This is a genomic window from Collinsella sp. An2 (assembly GCF_002160065.1).
Classification (GTDB): Bacteria; Actinomycetota; Coriobacteriia; order Coriobacteriales; family Coriobacteriaceae; genus Limicola.
On record NZ_NFJW01000005.1, the window covers coordinates 13,253 to 38,185 of the forward strand.

Below are 24,933 nucleotides of genomic sequence, written 5' to 3' on the forward strand. Positions count from 1 at the left end.
ATTATACCGTCGCCTGCAGACGCGAGAGGAAGCTGCGGTCTGTGCGCCGATTGTTGGTGTCGGCCCGGACCAAGGCGGCCGGCCTCGCGTTGTGTAGCAATTCACACGCTTGCCAAAAGAATTGTGGCAATCCACACGCTCAACCCACCTAAAAGGGGCCTCGAACGTGTGAATTGCCACACAACAGACATTGGGCGTGTGAATTGCTACACAACAGGCTTCGAGCACACGGCGACGCGGCTACAGCAAGCCCAGGTGCTCGAAAGCGTTCCACAGCCCGTCGTCATCGACCGCGGTGGTCACATAGTCGGCCGCAGCCTTGGCCTCCTCGCCGCCCGAACCCATCGCCACGCCCACGGCACAGGCCTGAAGCATGGGGACGTCCACCTTGGCGTCGCCCATGGCGATGGTGTCGGCCATGTCGGCCCCCAACGCGTCGACGGCTACGCGGACCGCACGCGCCTTGTCGATGCCCCTCACCCCGAAGTCGCCAAACAGAGCGTGCTCGCCCTTACCGCCCCAGGTACCTACCTTCATGTCAGAGAAGTCGCGGCGGGCGTCGAGGTAGTCGTCATAGCTGCGGAGTACGAAGCTCACCTTGTTGACGTCGTCGCGATAGAGCTCGCAGCCAAACTGGAGCAGGGGAAACACGTCCTCGACCGTGACATCGGCGGGCACCGGAGCACCCGCGCCCTGCGAGTAGGCGACCACGGCCTCGTGCCCGTCCTCGCGGAAGTTCTCGCTCGCAAAGAGGCCGTTGTTGCTCTCCAGGTAGAAGGCGAGCCCGCGTTCGTGGCACCAGTCGACGATCTTGCGGCATTGCTCTGCCGAGATGTGCTGATGCATGACCTCGCGACCCTCGACCTCGACATAGGCTCCGTTGCCGCCCAGCATGCCATCGAAGCCAAGGGCCTCGAGCTCGGGCGAAACTTCTCCCTTGCTGCGCCCGGTACACATGAGCACCTTGTGGCCGTTTGCCCGTGCCTGGCGGATGGCGCGTGCGGCGGATTCCGGCAGCTCGTTGTCGTAGGTGACGATGGTGCCGTCGACATCGAGGAAGATAATCTTGCGGTCGGACATGAGGCCTCTCCTAGCGGTCTTGGGGTGTTGGATGGTTTGGGGGGGTTGGACGGGCGCTTGGCATGCGGTGTCTGACGGGTGCTGGTGGGCGTCGGGCGGGCGCTGGCGGGCGCCCCCACGGACGCCTGGCGGTGCTTGGGTGAACGTCTGGCGGGTGTCCCACGAGTGCTGGGCAGGCGCTGGCGGGCGTCCCACGAGTGCCGGGTAGCTACCAGCGGACGTCCCACGGGCACCCGGCGGGTTATTGCCGGGCGCCCAGCAGACGCCTACACCGTGATCTCGATGCGATTGCCCTCGGGGCCGGCGACGCAGCTCTCGTAGTAGCCGTCACCGGTGGTGCGCGGGCCGCTCAGCACCTCATAGCCGTCCGCGGCAAGGCGCGCCGTGAGCTCGTCGACCTCCTCGGCGCTTCCCACCGAAAACGCCAGGTGGGCGAAGCCTTGGCGCTCTGCGGAAAGATCCACGCCATCGGAGGCACCTCCGCCCACTCCGGGCTTGGCCATGACCTCCAGGCGCGCGCCGTCGTCAAAGGTTAGAAAATGCGAGCGAAAGCCCGTGCGCTCGTTGTGATACTCGTCGTTCGCCCTCGCCCCGAAGTAGCGCACGAAGAAATCGCGCGCGGCGGCAAGGTCCTCAACGTAGAGTGCAACGTGTTCGATCCTCATGGGTGTTCTCGCCTTCCTCTCGTAACGTAAAAGCCCCGTCGCAAACCGAATCAAAGGCTACTCAAGGCCGTCGGCGCCGTTGCTCTGAATGATCTTCTGATAGGCAAAGAAGCTGTCCTTGCGCAGGCGGCTGTAATCGCCGGTGCCGTCGTCGTGCTTGTCCACGTAGATGAACCCGTAGCGCTTGCGCATCTCGCCGGTGCCGGCCGACACCAGGTCGATCGGGCCCCACCACGTATATCCAATGAGGTCGACGCCGTCCTCGACCGCCTCGCGCATGGCCAAAACGTGCTTCTTCAGGTAGTCGATGCGATAGCCGTCGTGAATCGAGCCGTCCGCCTCCACGGTGTCGAACGCACCCATGCCGTTCTCGACCACCATGAGCGGAATCTGGTAGCGCGCATAAATCTGGTTGAGCGCAATGCGCAGGCCCGTCGGGTCGATCTGCCAGCCCCAGTCGGTGGACTCCAGATAGGGGTTCTTGCCGCCGGAGACCATGTTGCCGCCGGTGGTCTCGACGTCGCCGTGCGTGGTCACGGTGTTGGACATGTAGTAGCTGAAGGTGTAGAAGTCCACCTTGCCGTCGGCGATGTTCTGCAGGTCGCCGTCGCGCACGTCCAGCTCCACGCCGTGCTCGCGCCAGTAGCGGCGCGCGTAGTACGGATAGGCGCCGCGAACCTGCACGTCGGAGCAATACCAGTTCATGCGGTTCATCTCGAGCTCGTTGGCAAGAACGTCGGCAGGGTCGCAGGTGGCGGGATAGGTGAGGATGAAGCAGTCCATGTTGCCCATCTTGAACTGCGGGTACTTCTCGTGCGCCAGGCGCACCACGCGGCCGCTCGCCACAAACTGGTGATGCAGCGCCTGGTAGCACTGCTGCGGGGTGACCTCGACCTTGGAGGCCGGGCCCTCGAAGCCGCGGATCATGCTCGTCTCGAAGAGCGCGCCGGCCGCCGAGGCGCCCAGATTGATCTCGTTGAAGGTCAGCCAGTAGCGAACCTTGTCCTGATAGCGCTCGAACACCGTGGCGCAGTAGCGCTCAAACAGCTCTATGAGCTCGCGGCTCTCCCAGCCGTTGTACTTCTCTACAAGCGCGTAGGGCATCTCGTAGTGCGAAAGCGTCACAAGCGGCTCGATGCCGTGCTCGCGCAGGCAGTCAAAAACGCGGTCGTAAAACGCGAGGCCGGCCTCGTTGGGCTGGGCATCGTCGCCATTGGGGAAGATGCGGCTCCACGAGATGGACAGGCGGAACATGTTGAAGCCCATCTCTGCGAAGAGCTCGATGTCCTGCTCGTAGCGGTGGTAAAAATCGATGCCGTCGTGGTTGGGATAGAACCGATTGGGGTCGATGTCGATCGTGATCTCGCGCGGGGTGTCCACGCTGCCGCCAAGGAAGTGGTCGTCGACGCTGGGACCGCGGCCGTCCACGTCCCACGCGCCCTCGAGCTGGTTCGCGGCCGTCGCGCCGCCCCAGAAGAAGCCTTTTGGAAATGCCTGTGCCATAAGTCGCTCCTGTCTCTGTTCTCCGTCGTTGTCGGGCGGTGCGGCACGTGGCACCTGCGGAGATGCCCAGGCGGTGCCGCGTGCTGCACCGGGGAATGCCCGGGCGGTGCCGCGTGTTGCACCCCGGGAGGGCGCCCAGGCGGTGCTGCGTGTTGCACCCCGGGGGCTCCCAAACGGTGCCGGGCGTGGCACCCGCGGGGGTGCCCCAGCGCCGCCCGTCTTGGCGTGCCGTGCCTACAGTATGCCTGTCAGCGCCCAAGATGAGAATGGGTGTCAGGCAATTGGAGACATCTTTTCTAAGGTCAACGGCATATTGTCGGTATCGTTGATACTTTTTGATACATTGGTGTCGTGCGGTGCGAAGCTGGAGGTCGTGCGGCGCGGACCTGGGCGCCGCGCGGTGTGCCGTCGTAGGCGGGCACGCCCCGGCGCAGCGCGGCGGCGCGTTGCGCGCGTCCCGGCGTAGCGCGGCGGCGCGTTGCGTGCAGACACCCCCGCGACACGGGACCGCGCTGCGCGCAAACCCCCTCCCGGCGCAACACGTCATCCGACGAGCCAGACCTGCAAGGAGACATCGTGGACATCAGACGAAAGATTCAAGAGGCCCGACACCTCACCCCTACCGAGCAGCAACTGGGGCAGGTGGTACTCGCCCTGGGCGACCGCCTGCAGACCTGTTCCATTAAGGAGCTCTCACAGATGGCCTCGGTCTCCATCGCAACGGTGCATCGCTTCTGCAAGAAACTCGGCATCGATGGCTTCAAGCAGCTCAAGGTCGAGCTCGCCCGCTCCGACACGGCAAGCGCCCGCGCGCAATCGGTCGACATCAATTTTCCGTTCATGACAGGCGAGACGGCGGCGACCATCCTCCCCCACATGCGCGCTCTCTACGACGAAACGCTTGCCGACACCCTGCAGCTGCTCGACGCCGAGGCGCTCGACCGCGCGGCGGAGCTGCTCGACCGTGCCCGGCGCATCGATATCTACACGCAGTCGCATAATCTCTTTCCTGCGCAGATGTTCTTCGAGCGGCTCCTGTCGTCCGGCATCGAAGCCACCTGCCATGAGCGCGACGAGCGACAAATACGGCGCGTGCTTGCCTCGGACGAGCACGACGTCGCCGTCATGATCTCGTACTCGGGGCTCAACCCACACCTGCGGCGGCTCATCCCCTTGTTGGCGCAGCAAAAAGTACCCGTGGTGTTTATCGGCACGCCCGCCGGGGCTCGCCGGAACCCTGGGCTCGACGTATACCTGTCAGTGAGCGACCGCGAGGACCTGCAAGGACGCATCACCCAGTTTGCCAGCCACATCGCCGTGCAGTTTGTACTAGACGCGCTGTTTAGCTGCCTGTTTGCCCGGCGCTACTCCGCATGCGAGACCTTCCTGGAGCGCGCCCTTCCCTACGCGAGCTTGCCCGGCATCGATCAGGCCTAGGGGATGCAACGCAAAGGCTGCTTTCCGGCGCGGACCAGATGCCGCAGGCAGACAATACGTCTTTGCATGACAGCCGGACGGACTCCGCAAGGCTTCGAGCGCGCCCTTATGCCAAGCGGGGAGAGCGCGGCACCCCCTATAACGGCCCCATATGGCTATCCCAGAGAACTCGTTTCGGTTTTATGCAGTTAATTCGCGACAAGCCGAGTAGATCCCGGTTTAACCTTCTCGCGACCTGCGGTTTTGTCGCGAAAAAGTGGCCCCTACTCGCCAAATCGAGAAATAACTGCATAAAACCGAAACGGGTTTCTTTTGACCTCTCTTCGCCTGCACCATGGCGCATACATTGCATAGATACGACAAAGGCGCGGGCCGCACCATGCAGCCCGCGCCTTTCCGGCAAAAAGATCTCGCAGCCTAGTCGCGGTTGCCCAAAAGAGACAGTATGCGCAGGAACACGTTAATGATGTCCAGATACAGATCGACCGCAAACCACAGGGCGTTCGTGAGCGTCGGTGCCGCTGCGGAGGCGCGGTACACATCGAAGCCAATGAAGCCGCAGAAGATGAGGATGACCGCGATGTCCGTGAAGTTCTGGCGCACACCCATCACCATGAGCACCAGCTCGACAACAAGAATCGCCAGCAGCGAGATGCTCAGCACGCCCTGGATCTTTGCAAAGAAGTTGGGGAACAGGAAACCCGCCGCCCCAAAGATGACCATGATGGCGGCCGTCGCGGCAAACGCGGTCGAGATGCTCTCGAGCGAGTAAGCCGTAAGGGCAAACGACGTGGTAAACCCAAAGGAAAGCGTGAATAGAGCGTAGCCCACAACCGCAATCGGCATGCTCTCCTTGGAGCGGCCGATGCTCATGGCAATAAGCCCGCCGATGGACAGCACGAGGCTTCCAATCGTGTATGTAAGCGCGTTGTGGCTCACGAACAGTAGGAAATCGGCCGTGGACGTGTAGTACGAGCATGCCGCCATAACCACGAAGGACAGCAGCACGAGCCCGGTAAGGACCGCGTTGTATAGCCGGCGCGAGACGAGCTTGCCAGCCGGGCGCTCGGCCACGATGGGGCTATCGAAGCGCTCGAGTTCGTTCATGATGACTCCTAATCTCTCGGCGGCGGCAAGGGACCGCCGCGTAGTTGGCACCAGTATACCCAGCGCGCAGCAGCCGCAGGCGATGCGGACAAACGTTGGCTTTCTAGTCACAAATGTCTAGGTTCTGTCAAGCTGCAGCCGCCACCTTGCGACAACCTGCCCGCTCGGCGTGGGAAGGCGCTACGCCCGACCGGCAAGAGCCTCGCGCACAAGGTCGGCCACGGCGTGGGCATCGTTGATGTCCACGACCCGGGTGCCCCGCGGCGCCTGACGCGCCACTACGTCGTTGCAGGCAAGCGCGATGGTGCCTTCGTCCATAAGGTCCACTGAGCTCGCGCCGCGGCGCCGATCGACGCCCGACCGCGCGACCACGATATTGCGCAGCCCTGCCGTCTTGTAGCCCTCGACGATCACCACGTCGACATCGGTGAAGCGCGCAAGCATGTCGCCGAGCGGCATCTCGGCGGAGGTGTCGGCGTATTCCGCAAAGCGGTCTGCGCTGATGAGGCCCACGTGCCGGCTGCCGGCGTGGGCGTGGCGCCACGAGTCCTTGCCCGGCACGTCGATGTCAAAGCCCGCGTGCCCATGATGCTTGATGGAACCCACGCGCAGGCCGCGCGCGGTCAGGATGGCGATGACCTTCTCGACAAGCGTCGTCTTGCCGGAGTTCTGATAGCCCACAAACGCGATGGCCGGAGCCGGATGGCCGCTGGACGGCGCGGCCGGCACGCTCGCAGTTGCGCGCGCAGCCACGGGCGCCACCTGCGCGACGGCCGGGACGGCGTCGCTGCTGGAAGCCGACTGTGGGGTCGGCACGTCCTCGGCCGCGACCTCGCTTGCCACTGGGGCCGGCGCCGGTGTCTCGAGGGTTGCGGCCGCCTCGGCTGCGCGGTCGGCGTCTGGTGCGGCGGAAACAGATGCCGCTTGCGCCCCGCGCTCCCACAGACCGCTACGACCGCCCTCCTTGCGAAGCAGCCGCACGTCCACGACCTCCATGCCGCGATCGACCGCCTTGCACATGTCATAGATGGTGAGGCACGCGATGCTTGCCGCCGTAAGCGCCTCCATCTCGATGCCGGTCACACCCGTCACGCCGCAGGTGGCCTGAACACGAAATCCCACGCGCCCATCCTCACGCGCCGGGGCCCACCCTTCGCGTTCCGAAGCGCCGGAGGCCGCGATGGGCTGAATATCCACCTTACTTTTGGCGATCAGGAGCGGGTGACACATGGGGATAAGCCCGCTCGTGCGCTTGGACGCCATGATGCCCGCGACGCGCGCGCAGGCAAGCACGTCGCCTTTTTTGGCGCGGTCCTCGAGGACCATGGCCTGCGTCTCGGGATGCATGAGGATGCTCCCCTCGGCAATGGCGATGCGATGCGTCTCAGCTTTTTCCGAAACATCGACCATGCGCACATCGCCGCGCTCGTCCACGTGCGTCAACGTGTCGCGATACGCATCGCGCGCGCCCACCGCAGAGTCAGTCATGTCGTTGCGAGTCCCCATGCGAACCTCCATGCCCGTCGCTTCAAGCCCTATTGCCATGATTGTATCCCGAAGCGATACGTACCCGCCATGCAAGGTATCTCTCAAGCACAGTCTTACTGCGACGCGCTTACGGGGGCGCATCCTCCCGGTGGCGCATCCTGTTGCAAAAGGCGCTCCGGCGCCACCGACCCAGCTTGTCATGCCGTAAAACACGTGGCGCCGGGCGCCTTCGGCGCTGCGGCAGGCTTGTGCACCGCCGCCCCAGAGGCTCGCGGGGCCCAACCGGCGCCTGGAGACGCCGTGGTCACGCTAAAAATCGTTTCGATGGTCAAAAAGGTCACTGAGGTAGTTTTTGCGGGGTGTTGCTATTTTGAATATTTGCCATGTATAAAGCCTGCACCAAATATCAACACCCCAAAACACTCGAAATCACAGCTCCACGAAGCAATGTGGGCGACTTTTCGGCGCATATTGGGGAACTGAAAAACTACCTCAGTGACCTTTTTGACCACTGCGATGATATTTAGCGTTGTTGACACCAGCAAAAAGTGAAGGATTTTAATCAGACACCCAATTCTATACATTCTTTAAATGATTTTATGCAATTTACCACCGCGGCGCATCGAATGGGCCCGCGTCACTGCAGCAGCGGGCCAGGCCCCGTCGGTGCGGCGCGTCGCACCCCGCGTGGCGCCCGCCCGCGCGGCGCAGCGTCTACCGGCACAGCGCGGCACGCCATCCATCGGCGCGGCGCCGCATACGCCGCGCCTCGACGTACCTCCGACCAGCGCGGACACCCTCTGGACCGCGAACCCCAGTAACGCACCATCACCGCACGCCAAGCGGATCGGCGGCGTCAGCCGCCGATCTGTGACATAAAGCGCTCGGTGCCTTCGATAACCTCGTGTTCCTGCGGCTTGTGCGCGATTGCATCGCGATAGATGGCCAGCACGCGCGCGTCATCCCCGGCGCGTAGGGCGTCGCGCACCGAGTATTCCGCATCCGAGAACAGGCAGGGTCGAATAGCCCCGTCGGCCGTCAGACGCATGCGATTGCACTGCGAGCAGAAATGGTTTGACATAGCCGAAATGAAGCCAACCGTTCCCGCCGCCCCCGGAAAACGCCAATACCGAGCGGGTCCGGCACCCGAGGGGCCGGAGCCCTCCCCCACCGGCTCGAGCGCGCCCAGGCCGGCGGCAACGCCAGCCTCGGAAATCCGCTCTCGCAGCTCCTCCGAAGGCACCGTATCGCTCGCGTCCCACGCGCTCGCATCGACGCCGCCCGGGCAATGCGGGTCTGGGCCCTGGCGGGGCGCCTCGGCAACGTCATGGGCGCGCGCCGTACCCGTGCTTTCGTCGCCGATGGGCATGTACTCGATAAACCGCACGTGCACCGGCCGCTCCACCGAAAGACGCGCAAGCCCAAACACGTCCTGCTGCAGGCGCCGAACCACCACGCAGTTCACCTTTACAGGGTCAAACCCCCATGTCAGCGCGGCATCGATACCGCGAAGCGTCTGCTCGAGCCTGCCTAGACGCGTGATCTGCGAGAACTGGCGGGGGTCGAGCGTGTCCAGAGAAATGTTTACCCGGTCGAGGCCCGCCTCCCTGAGCTCGGGCGCAAGACGCGGCAGCAGGGCACCGTTGCTGGTAAGCGAGATGTCCTCGATGCCCGGAATGGCCCGCAGCTCACGCACGAGCGGTACGATGCGATGCGACACAAGCGGCTCGCCACCCGTAAGGCGCACGCGGCGGATGCCCTCATCGGCAACGAGCCGCACAAAATGGGCAATCTCCTCGGCGGAGAGCAGCTCGCCGTGTGCGCGCGGCGGCACGCCCTCTTCGGGCATGCAGTAGACGCAACGGAAGTTGCACTTGTCGGTTACGGCAATCCGCAGGTAGGAGATACCGCGACCAAAACCGTCATGAAGTTCATGGGTGGACATGCGCCCTCCCTGCCCGTCTGCTTATTATTCCCACATGAGGATAATAACACGGCGCAACAGGCGCAACGTCAACGGGCCAAACGGGCTGCGGGGCCCACGCGACCAAGAAACGTCGCGCGGGCCCCGCAATGCGTACGGCTTCGGCCAGAGCGGGCGCGCCTGCACAGCCGCAGCCAGCGCGCCCTTATTCCACAGGCCTAGTCAAGCTCCTTCAGCCCCTGGCAGAGCTTCCAGTACTCGCCATGCAGCGCGTAGAGCTCCTCGTGCGTGCCGCGCTCGATGATGCGCCCGTGATCGAGCACCATGATCGCGTCGGCGTTGCGTACGGTGGACAGCCGATGGGCGATCATGAACGTCGTGCGGCCACGCATAAGTGCATCCATGCCACGCTCGATCAGGGCCTCGGTACGCGTGTCGATAGAGCTCGTCGCCTCATCCAAAATGAGCACCGGCGGGTCTGCGACCGCGGCGCGGGCGATGGCCAAGAGCTGGCGCTGCCCCTGCGAGAGGTTCGCGCCGTCGGAGGTGACCATGGTGTCGTACCCCTGCGGCAGACGCCGGATAAAGCTGTCGGCATTTGCCAGGTGCGCCGCGTGACGCACCTCCTCGTCTGTGGCGTCGAGCTTGCCGAAGCGGATGTTCTCCGCGATGGTGCCCGTAAACAGGTGCGTGTCCTGCAGCACGATGCCCAGGCTGCCGCGCAAGCTTGCCTTCTGGATGTTCTTGACGTTGATGCCGTCGTAGGTGATCTCGCCCTCGTCTATGTCGTAGAAGCGGTTGATGAGGTTGGTGATGGTGGTCTTGCCGGCGCCCGTGGAGCCCACGAACGCGATCTTCTGACCAGGCTTTGCAAACAGGTTGAGGTCGTGCAGCACCTCGTGACCGGCTTCGTAGCCAAAGCTCACGTCGTGGAAGCGCACGTCGCCGCGAAGCGGGATGAGGCCCGTTGCCAGCACCGTGCCATCCACGCCGATGGCCGTGGTCTGGGCGAGGGCGCCTTGGTCCTCCGCCGGGGCGTGTGAGGCGGCGTCGATGGCGCCCATGCCGCCCGCGTCAGCCACGGCGCCCGCACAGCCCGCACAGCCCGTACCGCCCGCGCCGACCGCCGCAGCAGCCGTGCAGCGCACCGTCGCATCCGCGCTGCCCGCGTCGGTCGCGGCGCCCCGGCCGCCCGTGCCGCCCGCGTCAGCCACGGCGCCCGCGGCCATCGCACCAGCCGCACCGCCCGCCACCGGCACCAGCGCGCCCCAGGCGCCCAGGCCCATGCCGTCGGGCAGCTGCCAGGCCCACGTGTCCTTGCCGGTCTTGACCAGACGAACCTTGCCCTCGTCCACCTCAGGCTTCTCCTTCATGGCCGCAAACACGCGCTCGGCGCCGGCCAGGGCCGAAAGCAGGAAGTTCGACTGCTGCGTAAACTGGTTGATCGGCAGCGCCGTCTGACGCACAAACACCAGGTAGCTCGCCAGCGCGCCCACATCGGTGAGCCCCGCGATGGCCATGAAGCCGCCCAGCACCGCCACGATCGCGTAGTTCACGTAGCTGATAGACACGACCGCAGGGATCATCGACGCGGCATAGGCCTGCGCGCCGGTGCCCGCCACGCGCAGCCGCTCGTTCTTCTCGCGGAAGGCGTCGACGTTGGGCGCCTCGTGGTTAAAGACCTTGACGACCTTCTGGCCGGTCACCATCTCTTCGATATAGCCGTCAAGCTCACCCAGCACGCTCTGCTGCCGCTGGAAATAGCTGCGGCTTTTCTTGGTGGAGAAGCGAATGTAGGCGAACATGGCAACGTAGCCCACCACCACAAGCAGGCTCAGCTGCCAGTTCAGCACAAAGATCATGACCAGCGTGCCCGCGATCTGGATGAAGCTCTGGATCACGAGGGCGAAGCTGTTGTTCATGGCCTCGGCCACGGTGTCTACGTCGTTGGTGAAGTAGCTCATGATGTCGCCGCGGCTGCGCGTGTCGAAGTAGCGCAGCGGCAGCGTCTGGATGTGAGCAAACAGGTCGCGGCGAATGTCGAAGAGCACCTTCTGCGCCGCGTGCACCATAAGCTGCGTGTAGCCCAGAGCCGCCACCACACCCGTCGCGTAGATGATGGCGGTCGCGATCACGCACCACACGAAGCCGTCGAAGTCACCCGCGGCCAGGCGGTCGACCACGGGGCGAATCATGTAGGTGCCCACCAGGTTGGCCACAGCCGAGATACTCACCAGCACGGCCACAGCCAGGAAGAGCAGCTTATGCCTGCCCATGTACGACAATAGCTCGCGCAGGGTGCGCATGAGGTTTTGAGGCTTGTTTCCGGGAGCCGGCATCAGCGCTCACCCCCTTCCACAGACCCCTGTTGGGGCGGGGTTGTTTTAGATGATTCGGAGACAGAGGGCGCAGGGGCCTCCGCCACAGCGCGGCCCCCTTCGCGGGCACCATCCGCGGCGCGACCCATTTCGGCCTCTTCCCCCGTTGAGTCCCGAGAGCCCTGTTCGGCTTGCATCTGCTTGGTCTGAGACTCGTAGATCTCCTGGTAGATGCTGTCGTGCGCAAGCAGCTCCTCGTGCGTGCCCACCGCATGCACGCGGCCGTCGTCCAGCACGACGATCTGGTCGGCAGACATCACGGAGCTCACGCGCTGGGCGATGATGATCTTCGTCACGCCGGTGAGCGCCGCCAACGCCGCGCGGATGTCGGCCTCGGTGGCCATGTCCACCGCGCTTGTGGAGTCGTCAAAAATGAGCACCTTCGGATGCTTGAGCAGCGCACGGGCGATGCACAGGCGCTGCTTCTGCCCGCCGGATACGTTCACGCCGCCCTGACCCAGGTCGTAGTCGAATCCGCCGGGCAGCCGGTCCAAGAACTCGTCCACGCGGGCCTGCCGGCACGCCTCTACCAGGTCTTCCTGCGTGGCGTGCGCGTCGCCCCACAGCAGGTTCTCGCGCACCGTGCCGCTAAACAGCACGTTTTTCTGCAGCACGATAGAGACGGCGTCGCGCAGCACGGCCAGGTCGTAGTCGCGCACGTCGTGGCCGCCCACCATCACCGTGCCCTCGGTGGCGTCGTACAGGCGCGGAATAAGCTGCACGAGCGTCGTCTTGCCCGAGCCCGTGCCGCCCAGCACGCCCACGGTGGAGCCGGCGGGAATGGACAGCGTCACATGCTCCAGCACGTTTGCCTGGGCGTCTGCACGGTACTTAAAGGACACGTCGCAAAACTCGATCGAGCCGTCCGCGACCTCGGTCGCCGCGCCCTTGGGCGAGGTGAGGTCCACCGGCTCATCCAGCACCTCGCAGATGCGATGGATGCTCGCAAGCGACCGCGTAAGCAGCAAAAACACGTTCGAGATCATGATGAGCGAGTTCATAATCTGCATCACGTAGGAAAGAAATCCGGTGAGCTCGCCCACGGCCAGCGCGCCGCCCAGGATCATCTGGCCACCAAACCACATGATGAGCGTGGTCACGGTGTACATAGACACATAGAGCACAGGCATGTTGAGCACCGCGAACCGGAAGGTATGCTCGCTTGTGCCGGCCAGCTCCTCGTTCACGCGGCGGAACTGGTCGCACTCGTAGTCGCCGCGCACGTACGCCTTGACGGCGCGCACGGCGGTGAGCATCTCCTGCACCACGTCGTTCAGATGGTCGACGGTGCGCTGCAGCACGCCGTAAAGCGGGCCCACGTGCCGCACGATCAGCACGAGCGCGATCGCCATGACAGGTGCCACGGTCACAAACACCAGCGCAAGCGTAGAGTTGAGGTAAAACGCCAGGCCAAAGCCAATAATGAGCATCACCGGGCCGCGCACCATGGGGCGAAAGCCCGCGTTGAGGGCGTTTTGGATCACGGTGACGTCGGTCGTCATGCGCGTGACGAGCGAGCTTGTCTCGAAGTGGTCGAGGTTGGTGAAGGAGTAGTCCTGCACGCGCTCGTATTCGGCTGCGCGCAGATGCGCGCCCAGGCCGTAGGAGGCACGTGCCGCAAAGCGCGCGTACAGAAGGCCCGTGATAAGCGAGAGCACCGCGCACACAGCCATGTACATACCCTGGCGCAGGATGTAGTCCACGTCGCGCGTGGCTACGCCCACGTCGATGATGTCGGCCATAAGGATAGGGATGACCATCTCGAAGGCGCTCTCAACAACAACGAGCAGCATGCCGATAATGGCGTCGCGGCGGTACTGGCCCAAAAAACCCACGATGCGGCGAAACTCATGCATGGTGTGCCTCCTTGCCGGTTGCGACGGCAGAAGCGAAGGCGGCCGGCGCGTCGGTGGCAGCGGGCGTCGGGGTCACGGCGGGTCCGTCGGCAGAGCGGCTCCCGTCGTTGGTGACGCCCTCGGCTGCTGCCGGCTGCGCGACCCGCACGGCGCGGGCATCGCGGTCGTTGCGGGCGTCGATAAGTTCCCGCTCGTAGGCTCGCAGGTTGGTACGAGCGCGCGTGAGGTAGTCCGCAAACGCCAGGCGCTCTTCGCGCGTGAAGCCCGTAAGCATTGCCGAGGCCTCCTCGCGGCAGGCGGCGTCCCATGCGCGGGCCACACGGCAGCCGTCGGACGTGAGGGTCACCACCTTCGCACGGCGATCCTCGGCGTTGGTCTCGAAGGTCACAAAGCCCTTGCGCTCCAACGCGTCGAGCGCGCGCGACACCCCCGCCGGATCAAGTTCGTAGTAGTCGGCAAGTTCGCGCTGCGAGCACGGCCCAAAATGGTTAAGGTACGAGAGCAGCTTGGGCTGCCCGGTACCCAGGCCAATGCTTGCCATAAAGGGATGCAGCAGCGCCCGCTGCGCATGGCTCGCTCTAAACAGCAGCGAGCGATAGGTAATGAGGTCGGGCTCGTCGCCTCCGGGGGCATCGGCGGCCGCACCTCGTCCGGTCTGCACTGGATCATCCTGTGCCATATGACCATCTCCGATTATGTGACTGGTCAACTAATTATGCGGCACCAGTATACGCCCGCGGTAAAGCGCCCGCAATTGCAACACGGCGACAAGCAGAGCTGTAACAGCGTTGCCGAGCGCTATGGAGGCCCCCTTTGGAACGTTCGTTTCGAAAAAGGGCGTCCAAAACGCGAAGCGGCGAGTAGACCGGATTATTGCAGAACAAAACCGCAGGTAAAACGGTTGGGGCAAAAGGGTCTACTCGGCGAATCGCAAAAGCGACGCCCTTTTCCGAAACGAACGTTCCTGCAAGGGCGAAATAGCCCAAAACGCCTCGCCCGAGCGGGCCGAAGCACGGCGAAGAGGCGGCGGCCAGCGCCCAGCAGCCAGCGGTGCCGCCCAAACGTTACCAGCCGGCAGCCTTACTCGTCGCTCAGGTCCACGGCATAGACGTTCGTGGGAAGCGAGGCAGCCTCGGCGTCGCCTTTCATGCGGCGGATGCCGTTGCGCGTGCGCTCGATAGCAAGCTCCTCCAGCTCTTCCTCGCTCACGCGCTTGATGAGGTCACCGGGCTGGCAGTCAAGCTCTTCGCAGATATCCAGCAGCGTCTTCAGGCGAATGGCCTTGACCTTGCCATTGCGCAGCTTGGAGATGTTGGCCGGCGTGTGACCTGTGGCGCGAATTAAATCGGAGCTGGTCTTGCCAGCTTTGAGCAGCTGCGCCTCGAGTTCGATGATCAGATAATCCACAGCCGCCCCCTTACACGAGCTCGTCCGTTTGCTCCTGGAGCAGCGCCGCATAACGCCACATGATGGAGATGGAAAAACACACGAGCGCAGCAAGTAGCGACCCCACATCGATCGCGACGCCGTTCTGCCCGCCCACGAGGAGGACAAACGGGTTGGGCCAATAGGAAATGGAGAGGGTCGGCGCAAAGTCTAGCAGCACATTGCCTCGAAATATCAAGGCCAGCAGTGCGTTGACCACGAATAGACCACCGAGTCCGGCTATAAGCCGCGCATGCCGCACAGTAAATGGCGATTCGCCGCGCGACATGTCTCGAAAGATGCTCAAAAGCGTCGCCTCGAGGACGAGCGCTATGAACAGCCACATAACGGCAGGAAAGATGTGGATGTTAAAGTCCTCGCCCTCGAGCACACCGAAAGACGTGAAATGCGCACCTAAGCTCATCTGATGCCCAGCAATGACACCACAAGCGACCGCGATGGCAATGGTCACCACCATGAACACCGCAAAGACGGCGCTCAACACCGACCCCAACCTCTTCAGTCGGCGCATGGAAGCCTCGATATGTTCGACGCTCTTCGACATGGTTCTCCTTCGACGAGGCAATGTTATCGTGAAACACATTCTATCGGTTTGCGCGAAACCCTGCGGCAAACCCATCACCTCCGGAGGAGAAATCAGTCGGCGCACATTGTCGCTCGCGATACGACATGTACGGGTAACGTTCATGTCTGGAAGGGCGCCCAATCTGAAATAATCAGACCCGCTGTAGCAGGCTTTGCACCAAAATGTCGGCCATTTCGTCACAGCCATCTTCTGTAACCATGTCACCACGACGCAGCTGCTCGATCAGATCATCGAGGCAATCTGTCTCCCCACGTTCAAGCTGTTTGAACTTGCTGTAATATTCGGCGTTCAAACCCAGGACTCCACCGCTGCGCGCATTGAATATGATGGCACCGTCGCCATCTGGCAGCACAACATTAAATTTGGACATCACCATATGAAACACCGTCTTTCACTAATATCTTCACTAATATCCATGGTCGTTAACTAAGGACGAACACTTAGCTCCGAAGTCGATGGACTCCAAGACACACGGCAGCTACCGCAACTGCAATCAACGTGCTCGCAAGGGAAAACTGCAGTGTAGGCACGACGTAAGCATCGATGTAAACTGGAGCACATATGTACATCCACCAACTCATCTGAGCTTGCACGACATGTGGAATCCAAAATCCCAAGTAATTTGCCAGAAGCAACGTTCCGAGAACAAACGTTCCTTTTCCGAGCAACGAGATGGCAACTGAAGCGATTATTACGAACGAGATGCAGAGAGACGAGCAGAGCAAGAGACGGAACGCAAACTCGCCAATCTGTGACAGCTGCACCGGTGTGCATAGCATCATTGCCATAGCGGCTGCAACGCTATAGAGAACAAACGCTCCCACCACATAGATAGTCGCTACAATACCACGAATAAATAAAATACCGGCATATTCTTGACCTTTACCTGCCGACAACTGGCACGCTTTACCGAACAAGCGATCACCATCAAGCCGACCAACCACAAGAAGCGCAATCATCGGGAAAAACAACGAATGAGCCAGAGGGGCAACACATATGGTAAGCACGTTGGCACCCAAAGGAATCATGTCGACATCCACATACGTTGGATCGGGGAAAAAGCCCCATGCCATAGATGCCGGTATGTTGTCTACATAGGCAATCCATGGGCCACTTGTCACCATATAACAAAGCGTCACGAGTGAATAGCAAATCAGAAGCATCTGAGGGATCTTGAGCCTCCATGCGCGACTCATTTCGAAACGCAGCTCACGTGATAACTGTTCCATCATTTGCCCCGAATCTTAAACGCTGCTACGCCGACTATGAGAGCGACAAATACGCTTTCAACTGCATAGACAACTATCGATGAAATGCTCAATCGACCAAAAGCAAGCGCGCAAGAGAACAGCAAATAGGGCGCCGGCGTCAACATAACCCAGTCTGCGTTTGCCAGAGGACGGCCGCCTTTATCAAACCAGCTAATCGTCGAAGCATAAAGAAACAACACCGTAATACCAACAACAGAGACGAACGGGTTACGTGTAACGTGGTATAGCGCCAGCGATTGCGCAACGACTGACATAAGCAGAAACACGTTTATCAAACTGCACCCTGCGAACCTCATCAGAGCGGCACCATCAATCACGGCACCGTAACGCGTCGCAGCCGCTAAAAAGCTAACAGCGCACATCACAGCATACCCACTGCCGACTACCAACGAGCAAGCCAAAAACTCTGAAACAACCCCACGCGCCGCCGTCAATCCTCGCGCTCGCGAGACGCAATAGCTCTTCGAACGGTAGTTGGAAGATGCCATTCCCACAGCGCAGGCAACAGCCAAGGGAACCCACAGGAACGTCAGAAAAAAAGAATTACGAATGGCGGTTCCGATCAAGTCATGGGGATCAATGCAGTTGGCAACATACCCGATCACGTTACCGACCACATAAGCATTTGCTATGTCTTGCGACAAGAAAATGTTGTCGCCGGTTGTCATCACCGAGTAGAGTCCAAGCACAATTACACATGCCGCTATTACCCATGTTGTCCAGACTGAAGGCAAATGCCTTACATCAGCTGCTAACCTGCGAAGCATCGCTTTCGTGCGCCAGCAGCCTTCCGTAATACTCTTCGAGCGATTCATGTTCATCATATGCCTCTTCGACAGTTATGCCGTTTTGTACTAAAAGTCCTACGAGAGAGCCAAGACTGCATGCTGGATTCTTGATTTCGAGGCCTTGATCCCCATCCAGCGCCACTGAGTCTGTATAGCTCTTATCCTCTAGCAACCGTTTTGCCCGGAGAACGTCGGAAACTTTGAGCTTCACGGTAACGTCGCTCGCGCCGTTCAGCTCTTCCCGTCCAACCTCTTGCAACACCCGGCCATGACTCATAAACACAAACCGTGTGGCAATACGTTGCAGCTCGGGGAGGTTGTGGCTGGAGAGCAGGATGGTCTTTCCGTCGTCCTCACGCAGCGTACGGATGATTTCACGTACCTCAGCAATGCCCGTGGGGTCCAACCCGTTAATAGGCTCATCCATGATGATAATTGCCGGGTTCCCCAGCAACGCAGTTGCAATGTCGAGGCGTCGCTTCATGCCCAAAGAATAGCGTTTCACCTTCAGGTTCTGAGCATCGAGCAGATTGACTTTCTTGAGCACCTCGACAACCTGTCCTTTGGGAACGCCCCACTCCGCACAGCGAACTATGAGGTTGCCACGGGCGCTCATCTCTTGGTATGCGCCGCTTGCGTCAGGCACGTACCCGATGTTCATGCGTGCTTTCAACAGTCCGCTTTGGCCCGTCGCCCCCAAAAGCGCGATGCTGCCGGAGGATGGACGTGTAAGGCCAACCAAGATATTGATGAGGGTGCTCTTGCCGGCGCCATTCTCTCCAATGAGTGCGCAGACATCTCCCTCGTAAACGGTCATGTTCACCGAATCCAATACGACACGCTTGCCATATCGTTTCGTAATGTCATGAACCGTGATGACTCCGTTGTTGTTCATTTTTACACCGCATTTACAATTCTGCGCCTTAGCAGGCGTTTTACTGCAAGCGGCCCCACTGGAGGATGGCTATTCAGTGGGGCCGACCACCGTTGTCAAGCAATCTGACAGACGTTCGTTAAGACAAAACATCAAGCCTAGTGAACGTTACAAAAATAGATTCCTTTGCACGCACACGACGGATTGTAGTTAGCACAACCCTTCAGGCCGCAGTTATTACCACCACTGACAACTGCATACCATTCCATAATTTCCCTCCCTTCCTTCTTTCCTGTTGGACAAACTTACTGTAATTCGATAACTATCAACTTTCAAGAGTAGTTTTTTGTTTATGACATTCTTATTACAAAGATTGCTCGCTGACACGCATTGCCGTACATCGGGTACGCGTCCCCAATCGCCGCTCGCCTGCGATACAGACGGCCATGTCCCTCATAGAGGCCATGTTGCGTGCAGACATACATCCTCGGTGCATAAACAGAAAAAGGGTGCAGCCTTGCACGGAACAGAGCGGAAATCCCTCTTGTTCCGTGCCTGGCTGCACCCATATTCCTAATTTGCACCGCCGTTGCGTTGCCGCACGCGACACAACAAGGGCGGCTATCCGCCACCCAGGCTTCTTTGCGTTGCAGGCACATGCGCCCGCGCCGTGGCTACTCCGCCTGCGGCACCTGTCCGGTCGCGAGAATCTGCTCCAGCGCATCCTCGTCCAACACGGGAATGCCCAGGCTCTCGGCCTTGGTGAGCTTGCTGCCCGCCTTGGGGCCCGCCACCACGTAGCTCGTCTTCTTGGAAACCGAGCCCGTCACCTTGGCGCCAAGGGCCTTGAGCGCCGCGCCCGCCTCGTCGCGCGTGCGCCGCTCGAGCGTGCCGGTAAGCACAAAGGTAAGACCCTGAAGCGGGCTCTCGCCGGCAAGCTCCGCCGAGACGCCGGTCTCCTCTGCCGTACGAGCCGCGGCGGTGCCCAGGTCCTCCTCGAGCGTAATGCCCGCCTGCCGCAAACGCTCGAGCACCGCCAGGTTCTCCGGCACTGCAAAGAACTGCTTCACGCTTGCCGCGATCTTGGGGCCAATGCCATCAATCTGCGCGATGTCTTCCTCGTTGGCAGCAATGAGCGCCTGCAGCGTAAGGAAGCGCTGCGCCAGAAGCTCGGCCACGCTCTTGCCCACGTGACGAATACCCAGCGCAAAGAGCACGCGAGAAAGCGGCTGCTGCTTGGAGCGGGCAAGCTCGTCCACCACCTTCTGCGCGATGGTTGTCCCCACCGGAATGGGATCGCCGGCATGCACGCCGCGGCGTTTGTCGTCCTTCTGGTAAGTGCGGCCTGTGTCGAGCGCGGCCACCGCGTCGACGGTGAGGCTATAGAAGTCCGCGACATCGTGCACAAGGCCGGCTTCCATGAGCTTGTCGATGAGCTCATCGCCCACGCCGTCGATGTCCATGCAGGGGCGGCTCACCCAGTGCGCCAGACGCTCCTTGGTTTGCGCCGGGCAGTCGATGGAGACGCAGCGGTAGGCTACCTCGCCCTCCTCGTGCACCACGGGGCTGCCGCAGGCCGGACAGCGTTCGGGCATGTTCCAGGGCTCGGCGTTTGCGGGGCGCTTGTCCAGCACGGGGCCCACGACCTCGGGAATCACGTCGCCGGCCTTGTGGACCACGATGGTGTCGCCCTCGCGCACGTCTTTGCGACGAATCTCGTCGATGTTGTGCAGGGTCGCGCGCGCGATGGTGGAGCCCGAGACCGTCACCGGGTCGAACTCCGCGACCGGCGTAAGGACGCCGGTGCGCCCCACCTGAATGCGAATCTCGCGCAGGACGGTCTGCTTTTCCTCGGGCGGGAACTTGAACGCGATGGCCCAGCGCGGGGCGCGCGCCGTGAAGCCGAGCTCGTTTTGCTGGTCGAAGGAGTCGACCTTTACCACCACGCCATCGATGTCGTAGTCCAGGTCGGCGCGGTGTGCCAGGGCCTCGGCGCAGAACTCGTGCACCTCGGCGGGCGTGGCGCAGCGCGCCACGTTGGGGTTGACCGAGAAGCCGGCGTCGCGCAGCCACTGCAAAAACTCGTGCTGGCTGTCAACGTGCAGCGGAGCCGTGTCTGCCACGGCATAGAGGAAGGTCGCAAGGTCGCGGCGCGCGGTGATCTTGGGATCCTTCTGGCGCAGGCTGCCTGCGGCGGCGTTGCGCGGGTTTGCAAAGGGGTCACGACCCTCGGCGTCGGCCTCCTCGTTGAGGCGCAAAAAGCTGCCCTTGGGCATGTAGACCTCTCCGCGGACCTCGATGGTGGTGCCGGCGTCGGCGCCCATGTGCTCGAGCGCCGCCGCCTTGAGGTGCATGGGGACATCCTTGATGGTGCGGACGTTCAAGGTCACGTCCTCGCCCGTGGTGCCGTCACCACGCGTGGCCGCACGGATGAAGGCGCCGTCGCGGTAGGTAAGAGCCACGCCCAGGCCGTCGATCTTGAGCTCGCAGGTGTAGACCGCCTGGCCGGCCCCCAGCGCTTCCTCGGTGCGCTCGAGCCATTCATCGAGCTCGTCGAGGTTCATGGCGTCGTCCATGGAGTACATGCGCGCCATATGCGTGACGGGCGCGAACTGCTCCGAGACGTAGCCGCCGACGCGCTGGGTGTAGGACTCGGGCGTGACGAGGTCGGGATAGGTGGCCTCGATGTGCAGGAGTTCCTGGAGCAGCTTGTCGAAGGCTGCGTCGGTGATCTCGGGCGCATCGAGCGCATAGTAGCGATAGGCATGGTAATCCAGCAGGTGACGCAGCTCTGCCGCGCGGTCGGCGGCAGCGCGGTGCTCCTTGGCGGCGTTATCGGCCGGCTGCGCGCCTGCGGCCGCAGCCGTACCCGTTGCCTCGCTGCCTGCGTGCGCGCCACCCGCGGCGCCATCGGACCCCGAAGCCAGCGCGTCTGATCCTGCCGCATTGATCGTTTCGCCAAACAGGTTTTCCTGCTCCACGATACCCTCCTTGTCCTGCGCCAGCCGGTATCGGGCGACGCTCGAAACGTTCAACCTATAGGGTACCATCCCGCGCGGAAGTGCCTCTTGGGGCTCTTGGGTCGTGAGGCCGAGACCATGCCTAACAGCATACAAAACCGGCTAGAACGCGCCGCAAAAACAATGGTGTGCAAAATCGCGATTTTTCGGCTCTTGAAGGCAGTATGCATTACCCATATTGGGGAATTATTGCCCACGAGACACACTTTACATCGGGTTTGTATGGCCCGAAGGGCCAATATGCCTCCTCTGAGAGCCAAAAAGTTGCGATTTTGAACACCTAGCGATGGATATCTGACTGTCGCCAATATATGCTTACATTTCTATGTATATCTTTGTATAAATATCGCATGAATCTGCATATCTATAATTTTGCCAAGGAATGGATCACTGGCGGCCTAGAGATTGACCGAAAAAGGCCCTGCGGCGGCGCGTAAGCGCCGGCCGCAGGGCCTTATTTCGCACTAACCTGCACTCGCAGCAAAACAAAGGTTGCAGGCTCAAACCAGCTACGCCCTGGCGGGAGCCTCCGTCGCAGCCTCAGGTGCCGCGGCTTCAGCCGCGGCAGCCTCTGCCGCCTCCTCGGCGGCGCGCCTCTCCAGCCAGGCCGCGCGACGGTCGCGACGCGACACGACGCCCAGCACCACAGCCGGAATAAAGGCAACGACCACCAGCGCCATCAGCGGGGCAAACACGTAGATGAACATCCAGATACCCCCTTACACGAAGAGACCGCCGGCAATGCCAGCAACACCCGTAAATGCAAGCGCAACCAGCGAAGCGGTGATAAGCGAGATGGGCAGGCCACGCAGTACGCCGGGAACCAGGCGCTCATCGATGCGGTCGCGCAGGAACGCGAAGGCGACGATGGCAATGAAGGCACCCAAGCCGGCACCGAAGGAGCTGCCGAGCGCAACGTCGAACGTCGAGGTGGCAGCCACAGCGGCGTTGCCCATCGGCACGGCAAGCATAGCCGCGTTCACGGCGACCACAGAGGCCGTCATGAAGGTGCGGTCGCGCACCTCGCGGTCCTTGCCGGCAGCCATAACGGCGGCGATGACGTACGAGACGGTCACGCCAACCACAAGATAGGCCATAGGCGCAAGGTAGGAGATGCCCCACGGCTGGAACAGACCGGTGTACAGTGGCCATCCGATGAGCCCCACCAGGAAGGACGCGGCCCACACCATGCCGCCGAAGCGGAAGGCGTCCTGCGGGCGCTCAGCCACAAGCAGCACCGACACCATGCCGACCAGCTGCACAAAAACGAGATTCTGGTCGAGCGCGGCGGTGAAAAGGGCGTTCAGAAGCTCCATTACCGCTCACCTCCCTGGGACGCAGCGCTCTTCTTGGCAGCGTCGACGATGGAATTGATGAAGGTCGTCACAAGCGCCAGCACCAGAAGCGAGCCGGCAGGCGTGCCAAAGATGGCGATAGGCGTGGCGGCGAGCTCGTTCATGGTGAGGCCAAAGATCTCGCCCGTGGAGAACATGCCGTTGATGAGGCCGACGAACGCCAGCGTGGCCACCGTGCACACCGCGCCGAAGACAGCGGTGCCGCACGAAGAGGTGCGGGCCGGCGAGGCCGCGTAGCCATCGTCCATGACAAACGCCATGGCAAGCGCGTTCACCGCGGCGATGGAAACATACATACCAAGGTTCTCGTTGATGAGCGGGTCGACCACGCGCAGCGCAAAGCCGCAGATGGTGGCCACGGCGGAGCTCACCATGAGCATCACCGGCAGGTAGGAGAACTTGCCGGTCACGGCGCGCAGCGGGTGCGCAAGGGCAGCCATCACAAGAATGGAGACCGCGCTCACCACGCCGATCGCAAAGCCGTTCTCAAGCGACGTCGCCACGTACAGACCCGGCAGCGACCCCGCGACGACCACGAACGCCGGCGAATGCACGAGCTCGTGCAGGCGCGCGTTCTGGTCTTGAAGCACAGATTCATGCAGTGCCATCTTAGTTACCTCCCAACGCGGCATAGGCCTCGAAGGCAATGTTGAGGTCCGACACCACCGCGGTCGAGGTGAACGTGGCGCCCGAGACGCCGTCCACCTGGGTCTCGCCCGAGCCGGCCTCGTCAAGCGTGAGGGTGCCCGATGCGGCAAGGCCCTCGAAGGTGCCGAAGAAGTCGTCGGTCAGGGCGTTGGAGCCGATGCCGTCGGTCTCGTCCTCGGCCACGACCTGGATGCCGGCGACGGTGCCGTCGGAGGCGATGCCGATCATGAGCTCGACGTCACCGTGGTAGCCCGTCGATGACACATCGAAGACGTAGTCGCCGGAATCGGTCTGGTACACGGAGTTCAGGCCGTCGATGGCAGGAGCGGTAACCTGCTCGAAGGAACCGGCGTCGGGGAACAGCAGAGCGCGCTGCGCACCGCCCTTGGCCTCGTCCAGGCGCTGGTCGGCATCGGCAAAGGCCGTGCTGCCCCACTCGCCGGCGTAATACACGCCGGCCGTCACGCCGCCGCAAACGCCGGCAGCGATGAGGATGGCAAAAAAGGTGTACAGGGAGCCATTGCGGTGCCGCTTGATCCAAGAGGGCTTCTTGGGGGCGGCTGAAGTCTCGTTAGACGAGGGCATTCTTGACACCTCCCACCGGCTGAGACCGCGTGTAGCGATCGATCAGCGGAACGAACATGTTCATGAACAGAATGGAGAACGCCACGCCCTCGGGGGCAGAGGCGAACAGACGCACGAGCGAGGTGACCAGGCCGCAGCCCACACCGAAGATGATCTTGCCCTTGGGCGTCATGGGCGTGGTGGTGTAGTCGGTCGCCATGAAGAACGCGCCCAGCGCAAGACCGCCGGAGAGCAGCTCGAAGAGCACGTCCTGGCCGGCGATGCCGGTGATGACGGCCACCGTGGCAATGAACGGCAGCGTCGCCCAGGCGTCCACGACCTTGATCGCCAGCAGGAAGATGTAGCCGATGAGCAGGGTCAGGATGCAGGTCTCGCCGAGCGCGCCCGCATGGTTGCCCAGGAAGAGGTCGAGGTAGCTGTACGGCATGGAGCCCTGAGCCGCCATGGCAAGCGGCGTGGCGCCGGTCACGGCGTCAAGCGACTTGCCCACGACATCCGGATACGAGGCGAGCGCCGAAGGCAGCGCGACCATCACGAACACGCGGCCGGCGACGGCGGGGTTCGCGATGTTGCAGCCGATGCCGCCGAAGAGCATCTTCACGATGACGATGGCGAACGCCGTGCCCAGCATAGCGACCCAAAACGGGCAGTTGGCGGGCAGGGTGAACGCAAAGAGCATGGCCGTGACCACGCAGGACATGTCGCCTGCGGTGGACTCGCGCTTCATGATGATGCAGCACAGGTGCTCACAGACGAGCGCCGTGGCAATGCACACCAGCACAAGCAGCGGAGCGCCCAGGCCGTAGAGCACGGTCGCAGCGATAAGCGTGGGCACCAGCGCCAGGCACACGGCGCCCATGACCTTGAACGTGGAGCTTTTCCCGTGGAAGTGAGGGGAGGCTTCGTTGATGAGATTCATGAC

At 62.2% G+C, this 24,933-nt stretch carries 22 protein-coding genes; 1 reads left to right on the top strand and 21 read right to left on the bottom strand.

What is annotated here, in order from left to right; genetic code table 11:
- Positions 1-240: 240 nt before the first annotated feature.
- The 3 genes from B5F33_RS04585 to B5F33_RS04595 form a co-directional block, all read right to left on the bottom strand.
- Positions 241-1,080: a Cof-type HAD-IIB family hydrolase gene (locus B5F33_RS04585; protein ID WP_087410625.1), complete on the bottom strand. Its 840-nt coding sequence runs from the start codon at positions 1,078-1,080 to the stop codon at positions 241-243.
- A 266-nt stretch (positions 1,081-1,346) separates the two neighbouring features.
- On the bottom strand, positions 1,347-1,745 hold the full coding sequence (locus B5F33_RS04590) for a VOC family protein (protein WP_087410626.1): 399 nt from the start codon (positions 1,743-1,745) through the stop codon (positions 1,347-1,349).
- 57 nt (positions 1,746-1,802) lie between these two features.
- Positions 1,803-3,248 carry a glycoside hydrolase family 1 protein gene (locus B5F33_RS04595; protein WP_087410627.1) on the bottom strand — a complete coding sequence of 482 codons (1,446 nt, stop codon included), beginning with the start codon at positions 3,246-3,248 and terminating at the stop codon, positions 1,803-1,805.
- A gap of 576 nt (positions 3,249-3,824) precedes the next feature.
- On the opposite strand from B5F33_RS04595, the gene B5F33_RS04600 reads away from it, so the two are divergent.
- On the top strand, positions 3,825-4,685 hold the full coding sequence (locus B5F33_RS04600; RefSeq protein ID WP_087410628.1) for a MurR/RpiR family transcriptional regulator: 861 nt from the start codon (positions 3,825-3,827) through the stop codon (positions 4,683-4,685).
- Positions 4,686-5,102: 417 nt separating this feature from the next.
- Here the strand turns inward: B5F33_RS04600 and B5F33_RS04605 are convergent, their stop codons facing one another.
- From B5F33_RS04605 to B5F33_RS04690, 18 genes are all read right to left on the bottom strand, one after another.
- Complete coding sequence (locus B5F33_RS04605; protein WP_087410629.1) at positions 5,103-5,792, bottom strand: Bax inhibitor-1 family protein; 690 nt, start codon at positions 5,790-5,792, stop codon at positions 5,103-5,105.
- Between the two features lie 180 nt (positions 5,793-5,972).
- Positions 5,973-7,298, bottom strand: a complete 1,326-nt coding sequence (gene moaC / locus B5F33_RS11010; protein WP_239284797.1) for a cyclic pyranopterin monophosphate synthase MoaC — start codon at positions 7,296-7,298, stop codon at positions 5,973-5,975.
- 838 nt (positions 7,299-8,136) lie between these two features.
- Positions 8,137-9,225 (bottom strand): GTP 3',8-cyclase MoaA, encoded by a 1,089-nt coding sequence (gene moaA, locus B5F33_RS04615; RefSeq protein ID WP_087410630.1) that lies wholly within the window; start codon positions 9,223-9,225, stop codon positions 8,137-8,139.
- Between the two features lie 197 nt (positions 9,226-9,422).
- A complete protein-coding gene (locus tag B5F33_RS04620) occupies positions 9,423-11,543 on the bottom strand; it encodes an ABC transporter ATP-binding protein (protein WP_087410631.1) in 2,121 nt (706 codons plus the stop codon).
- Positions 11,543-13,438, bottom strand: a complete 1,896-nt coding sequence (locus B5F33_RS04625; protein ID WP_087410632.1) for an ABC transporter ATP-binding protein — start codon at positions 13,436-13,438, stop codon at positions 11,543-11,545. Before B5F33_RS04625 ends, B5F33_RS04620 begins: the two co-directional genes overlap by 1 nt.
- On the bottom strand, positions 13,431-14,117 hold the full coding sequence (locus B5F33_RS04630) for a MarR family winged helix-turn-helix transcriptional regulator (protein ID WP_087410633.1): 687 nt from the start codon (positions 14,115-14,117) through the stop codon (positions 13,431-13,433). The genes B5F33_RS04625 and B5F33_RS04630 overlap by 8 nt, the downstream gene beginning before the upstream one ends.
- Positions 14,118-14,518: 401 nt before the next feature.
- Entirely contained in the window at positions 14,519-14,845 is a 327-nt protein-coding gene (locus B5F33_RS04635) for a helix-turn-helix domain-containing protein (protein ID WP_239284799.1), read from the bottom strand.
- 10 nt (positions 14,846-14,855) lie between these two features.
- On the bottom strand, positions 14,856-15,428 hold the full coding sequence (locus B5F33_RS04640) for a hypothetical protein (RefSeq protein ID WP_087410635.1): 573 nt from the start codon (positions 15,426-15,428) through the stop codon (positions 14,856-14,858).
- A gap of 172 nt (positions 15,429-15,600) precedes the next feature.
- Positions 15,601-15,846 (bottom strand): hypothetical protein, encoded by a 246-nt coding sequence (locus B5F33_RS04645; RefSeq protein WP_087410636.1) that lies wholly within the window; start codon positions 15,844-15,846, stop codon positions 15,601-15,603.
- A 64-nt stretch (positions 15,847-15,910) separates the two neighbouring features.
- The gene (locus tag B5F33_RS04650; protein ID WP_087410637.1) at positions 15,911-16,702 is read right to left on the bottom strand and encodes a hypothetical protein; all 792 of its coding nucleotides are present in this window, start codon (positions 16,700-16,702) and stop codon (positions 15,911-15,913) included.
- Entirely contained in the window at positions 16,699-17,565 is an 867-nt protein-coding gene (locus B5F33_RS10800) for a hypothetical protein (RefSeq protein WP_143757945.1), read from the bottom strand. The genes B5F33_RS04650 and B5F33_RS10800 overlap by 4 nt, the downstream gene beginning before the upstream one ends.
- Positions 17,486-18,424 (bottom strand): ABC transporter ATP-binding protein, encoded by a 939-nt coding sequence (locus B5F33_RS04660; protein WP_087410639.1) that lies wholly within the window; start codon positions 18,422-18,424, stop codon positions 17,486-17,488. Before B5F33_RS04660 ends, B5F33_RS10800 begins: the two co-directional genes overlap by 80 nt.
- Before the next feature lie 653 nt (positions 18,425-19,077).
- On the bottom strand, positions 19,078-21,384 hold the full coding sequence (gene ligA / locus B5F33_RS04665) for an NAD-dependent DNA ligase LigA (protein WP_255376250.1): 2,307 nt from the start codon (positions 21,382-21,384) through the stop codon (positions 19,078-19,080).
- Between the two features lie 548 nt (positions 21,385-21,932).
- Complete coding sequence (locus B5F33_RS10960) at positions 21,933-22,130, bottom strand: hypothetical protein (protein ID WP_087410640.1); 198 nt, start codon at positions 22,128-22,130, stop codon at positions 21,933-21,935.
- A gap of 12 nt (positions 22,131-22,142) precedes the next feature.
- The gene (locus tag B5F33_RS04675; RefSeq protein ID WP_087410641.1) at positions 22,143-22,739 is read right to left on the bottom strand and encodes an Rnf-Nqr domain containing protein; all 597 of its coding nucleotides are present in this window, start codon (positions 22,737-22,739) and stop codon (positions 22,143-22,145) included.
- On the bottom strand, positions 22,739-23,386 hold the full coding sequence (locus B5F33_RS04680) for an Rnf-Nqr domain containing protein (RefSeq protein ID WP_087410642.1): 648 nt from the start codon (positions 23,384-23,386) through the stop codon (positions 22,739-22,741). The genes B5F33_RS04675 and B5F33_RS04680 overlap by 1 nt, the downstream gene beginning before the upstream one ends.
- 1 nt (position 23,387) lies before the next feature.
- Positions 23,388-24,011, bottom strand: coding sequence for an FMN-binding protein (locus tag B5F33_RS04685; protein ID WP_239284802.1), 624 nt, complete (start codon positions 24,009-24,011; stop codon positions 23,388-23,390).
- Positions 23,998-24,930 carry an RnfABCDGE type electron transport complex subunit D gene (locus B5F33_RS04690; protein ID WP_087410643.1) on the bottom strand — a complete coding sequence of 311 codons (933 nt, stop codon included), beginning with the start codon at positions 24,928-24,930 and terminating at the stop codon, positions 23,998-24,000. Before B5F33_RS04690 ends, B5F33_RS04685 begins: the two co-directional genes overlap by 14 nt.
- Between the last annotated feature and the right edge of the window lie 3 nt (positions 24,931-24,933).

Bases quoted from the DNA above. Each gene is read 5' to 3' on its own strand.
- B5F33_RS04585 (WP_087410625.1), bottom strand. From the start codon at position 1,080: ATGTCCGACCGCAAGATTATCTTCCTCGATGTCGACGGCACCATCGTC.
- B5F33_RS04590 (WP_087410626.1), bottom strand. From the start codon at position 1,745: ATGAGGATCGAACACGTTGCACTCTACGTTGAGGACCTTGCCGCCGCG.
- B5F33_RS04595 (WP_087410627.1), bottom strand. From the start codon at position 3,248: ATGGCACAGGCATTTCCAAAAGGCTTCTTCTGGGGCGGCGCGACGGCC.
- B5F33_RS04605 (WP_087410629.1), bottom strand. From the start codon at position 5,792: ATGAACGAACTCGAGCGCTTCGATAGCCCCATCGTGGCCGAGCGCCCG.
- moaC (WP_239284797.1), bottom strand. From the start codon at position 7,298: ATGGGGACTCGCAACGACATGACTGACTCTGCGGTGGGCGCGCGCGAT.
- moaA (WP_087410630.1), bottom strand. From the start codon at position 9,225: ATGTCCACCCATGAACTTCATGACGGTTTTGGTCGCGGTATCTCCTAC.
- B5F33_RS04620 (WP_087410631.1), bottom strand. From the start codon at position 11,543: ATGCCGGCTCCCGGAAACAAGCCTCAAAACCTCATGCGCACCCTGCGC.
- B5F33_RS04625 (WP_087410632.1), bottom strand. From the start codon at position 13,438: ATGCATGAGTTTCGCCGCATCGTGGGTTTTTTGGGCCAGTACCGCCGC.
- B5F33_RS04630 (WP_087410633.1), bottom strand. From the start codon at position 14,117: ATGGCACAGGATGATCCAGTGCAGACCGGACGAGGTGCGGCCGCCGAT.
- B5F33_RS04640 (WP_087410635.1), bottom strand. From the start codon at position 15,428: ATGTCGAAGAGCGTCGAACATATCGAGGCTTCCATGCGCCGACTGAAG.
- B5F33_RS04645 (WP_087410636.1), bottom strand. From the start codon at position 15,846: ATGGTGATGTCCAAATTTAATGTTGTGCTGCCAGATGGCGACGGTGCC.
- B5F33_RS04650 (WP_087410637.1), bottom strand. From the start codon at position 16,702: ATGATGGAACAGTTATCACGTGAGCTGCGTTTCGAAATGAGTCGCGCA.
- B5F33_RS10800 (WP_143757945.1), bottom strand. From the start codon at position 17,565: ATGATGAACATGAATCGCTCGAAGAGTATTACGGAAGGCTGCTGGCGC.
- B5F33_RS04660 (WP_087410639.1), bottom strand. From the start codon at position 18,424: ATGAACAACAACGGAGTCATCACGGTTCATGACATTACGAAACGATAT.
- B5F33_RS10960 (WP_087410640.1), bottom strand. From the start codon at position 22,130: ATGTTCATCTACGTGTTTGCCCCGCTGATGGCGCTGGTGGTCGTTGCC.
- B5F33_RS04675 (WP_087410641.1), bottom strand. From the start codon at position 22,739: ATGGAGCTTCTGAACGCCCTTTTCACCGCCGCGCTCGACCAGAATCTC.
- B5F33_RS04680 (WP_087410642.1), bottom strand. From the start codon at position 23,386: ATGGCACTGCATGAATCTGTGCTTCAAGACCAGAACGCGCGCCTGCAC.
- B5F33_RS04685 (WP_239284802.1), bottom strand. From the start codon at position 24,011: ATGCCCTCGTCTAACGAGACTTCAGCCGCCCCCAAGAAGCCCTCTTGG.
- B5F33_RS04690 (WP_087410643.1), bottom strand. From the start codon at position 24,930: ATGAATCTCATCAACGAAGCCTCCCCTCACTTCCACGGGAAAAGCTCC.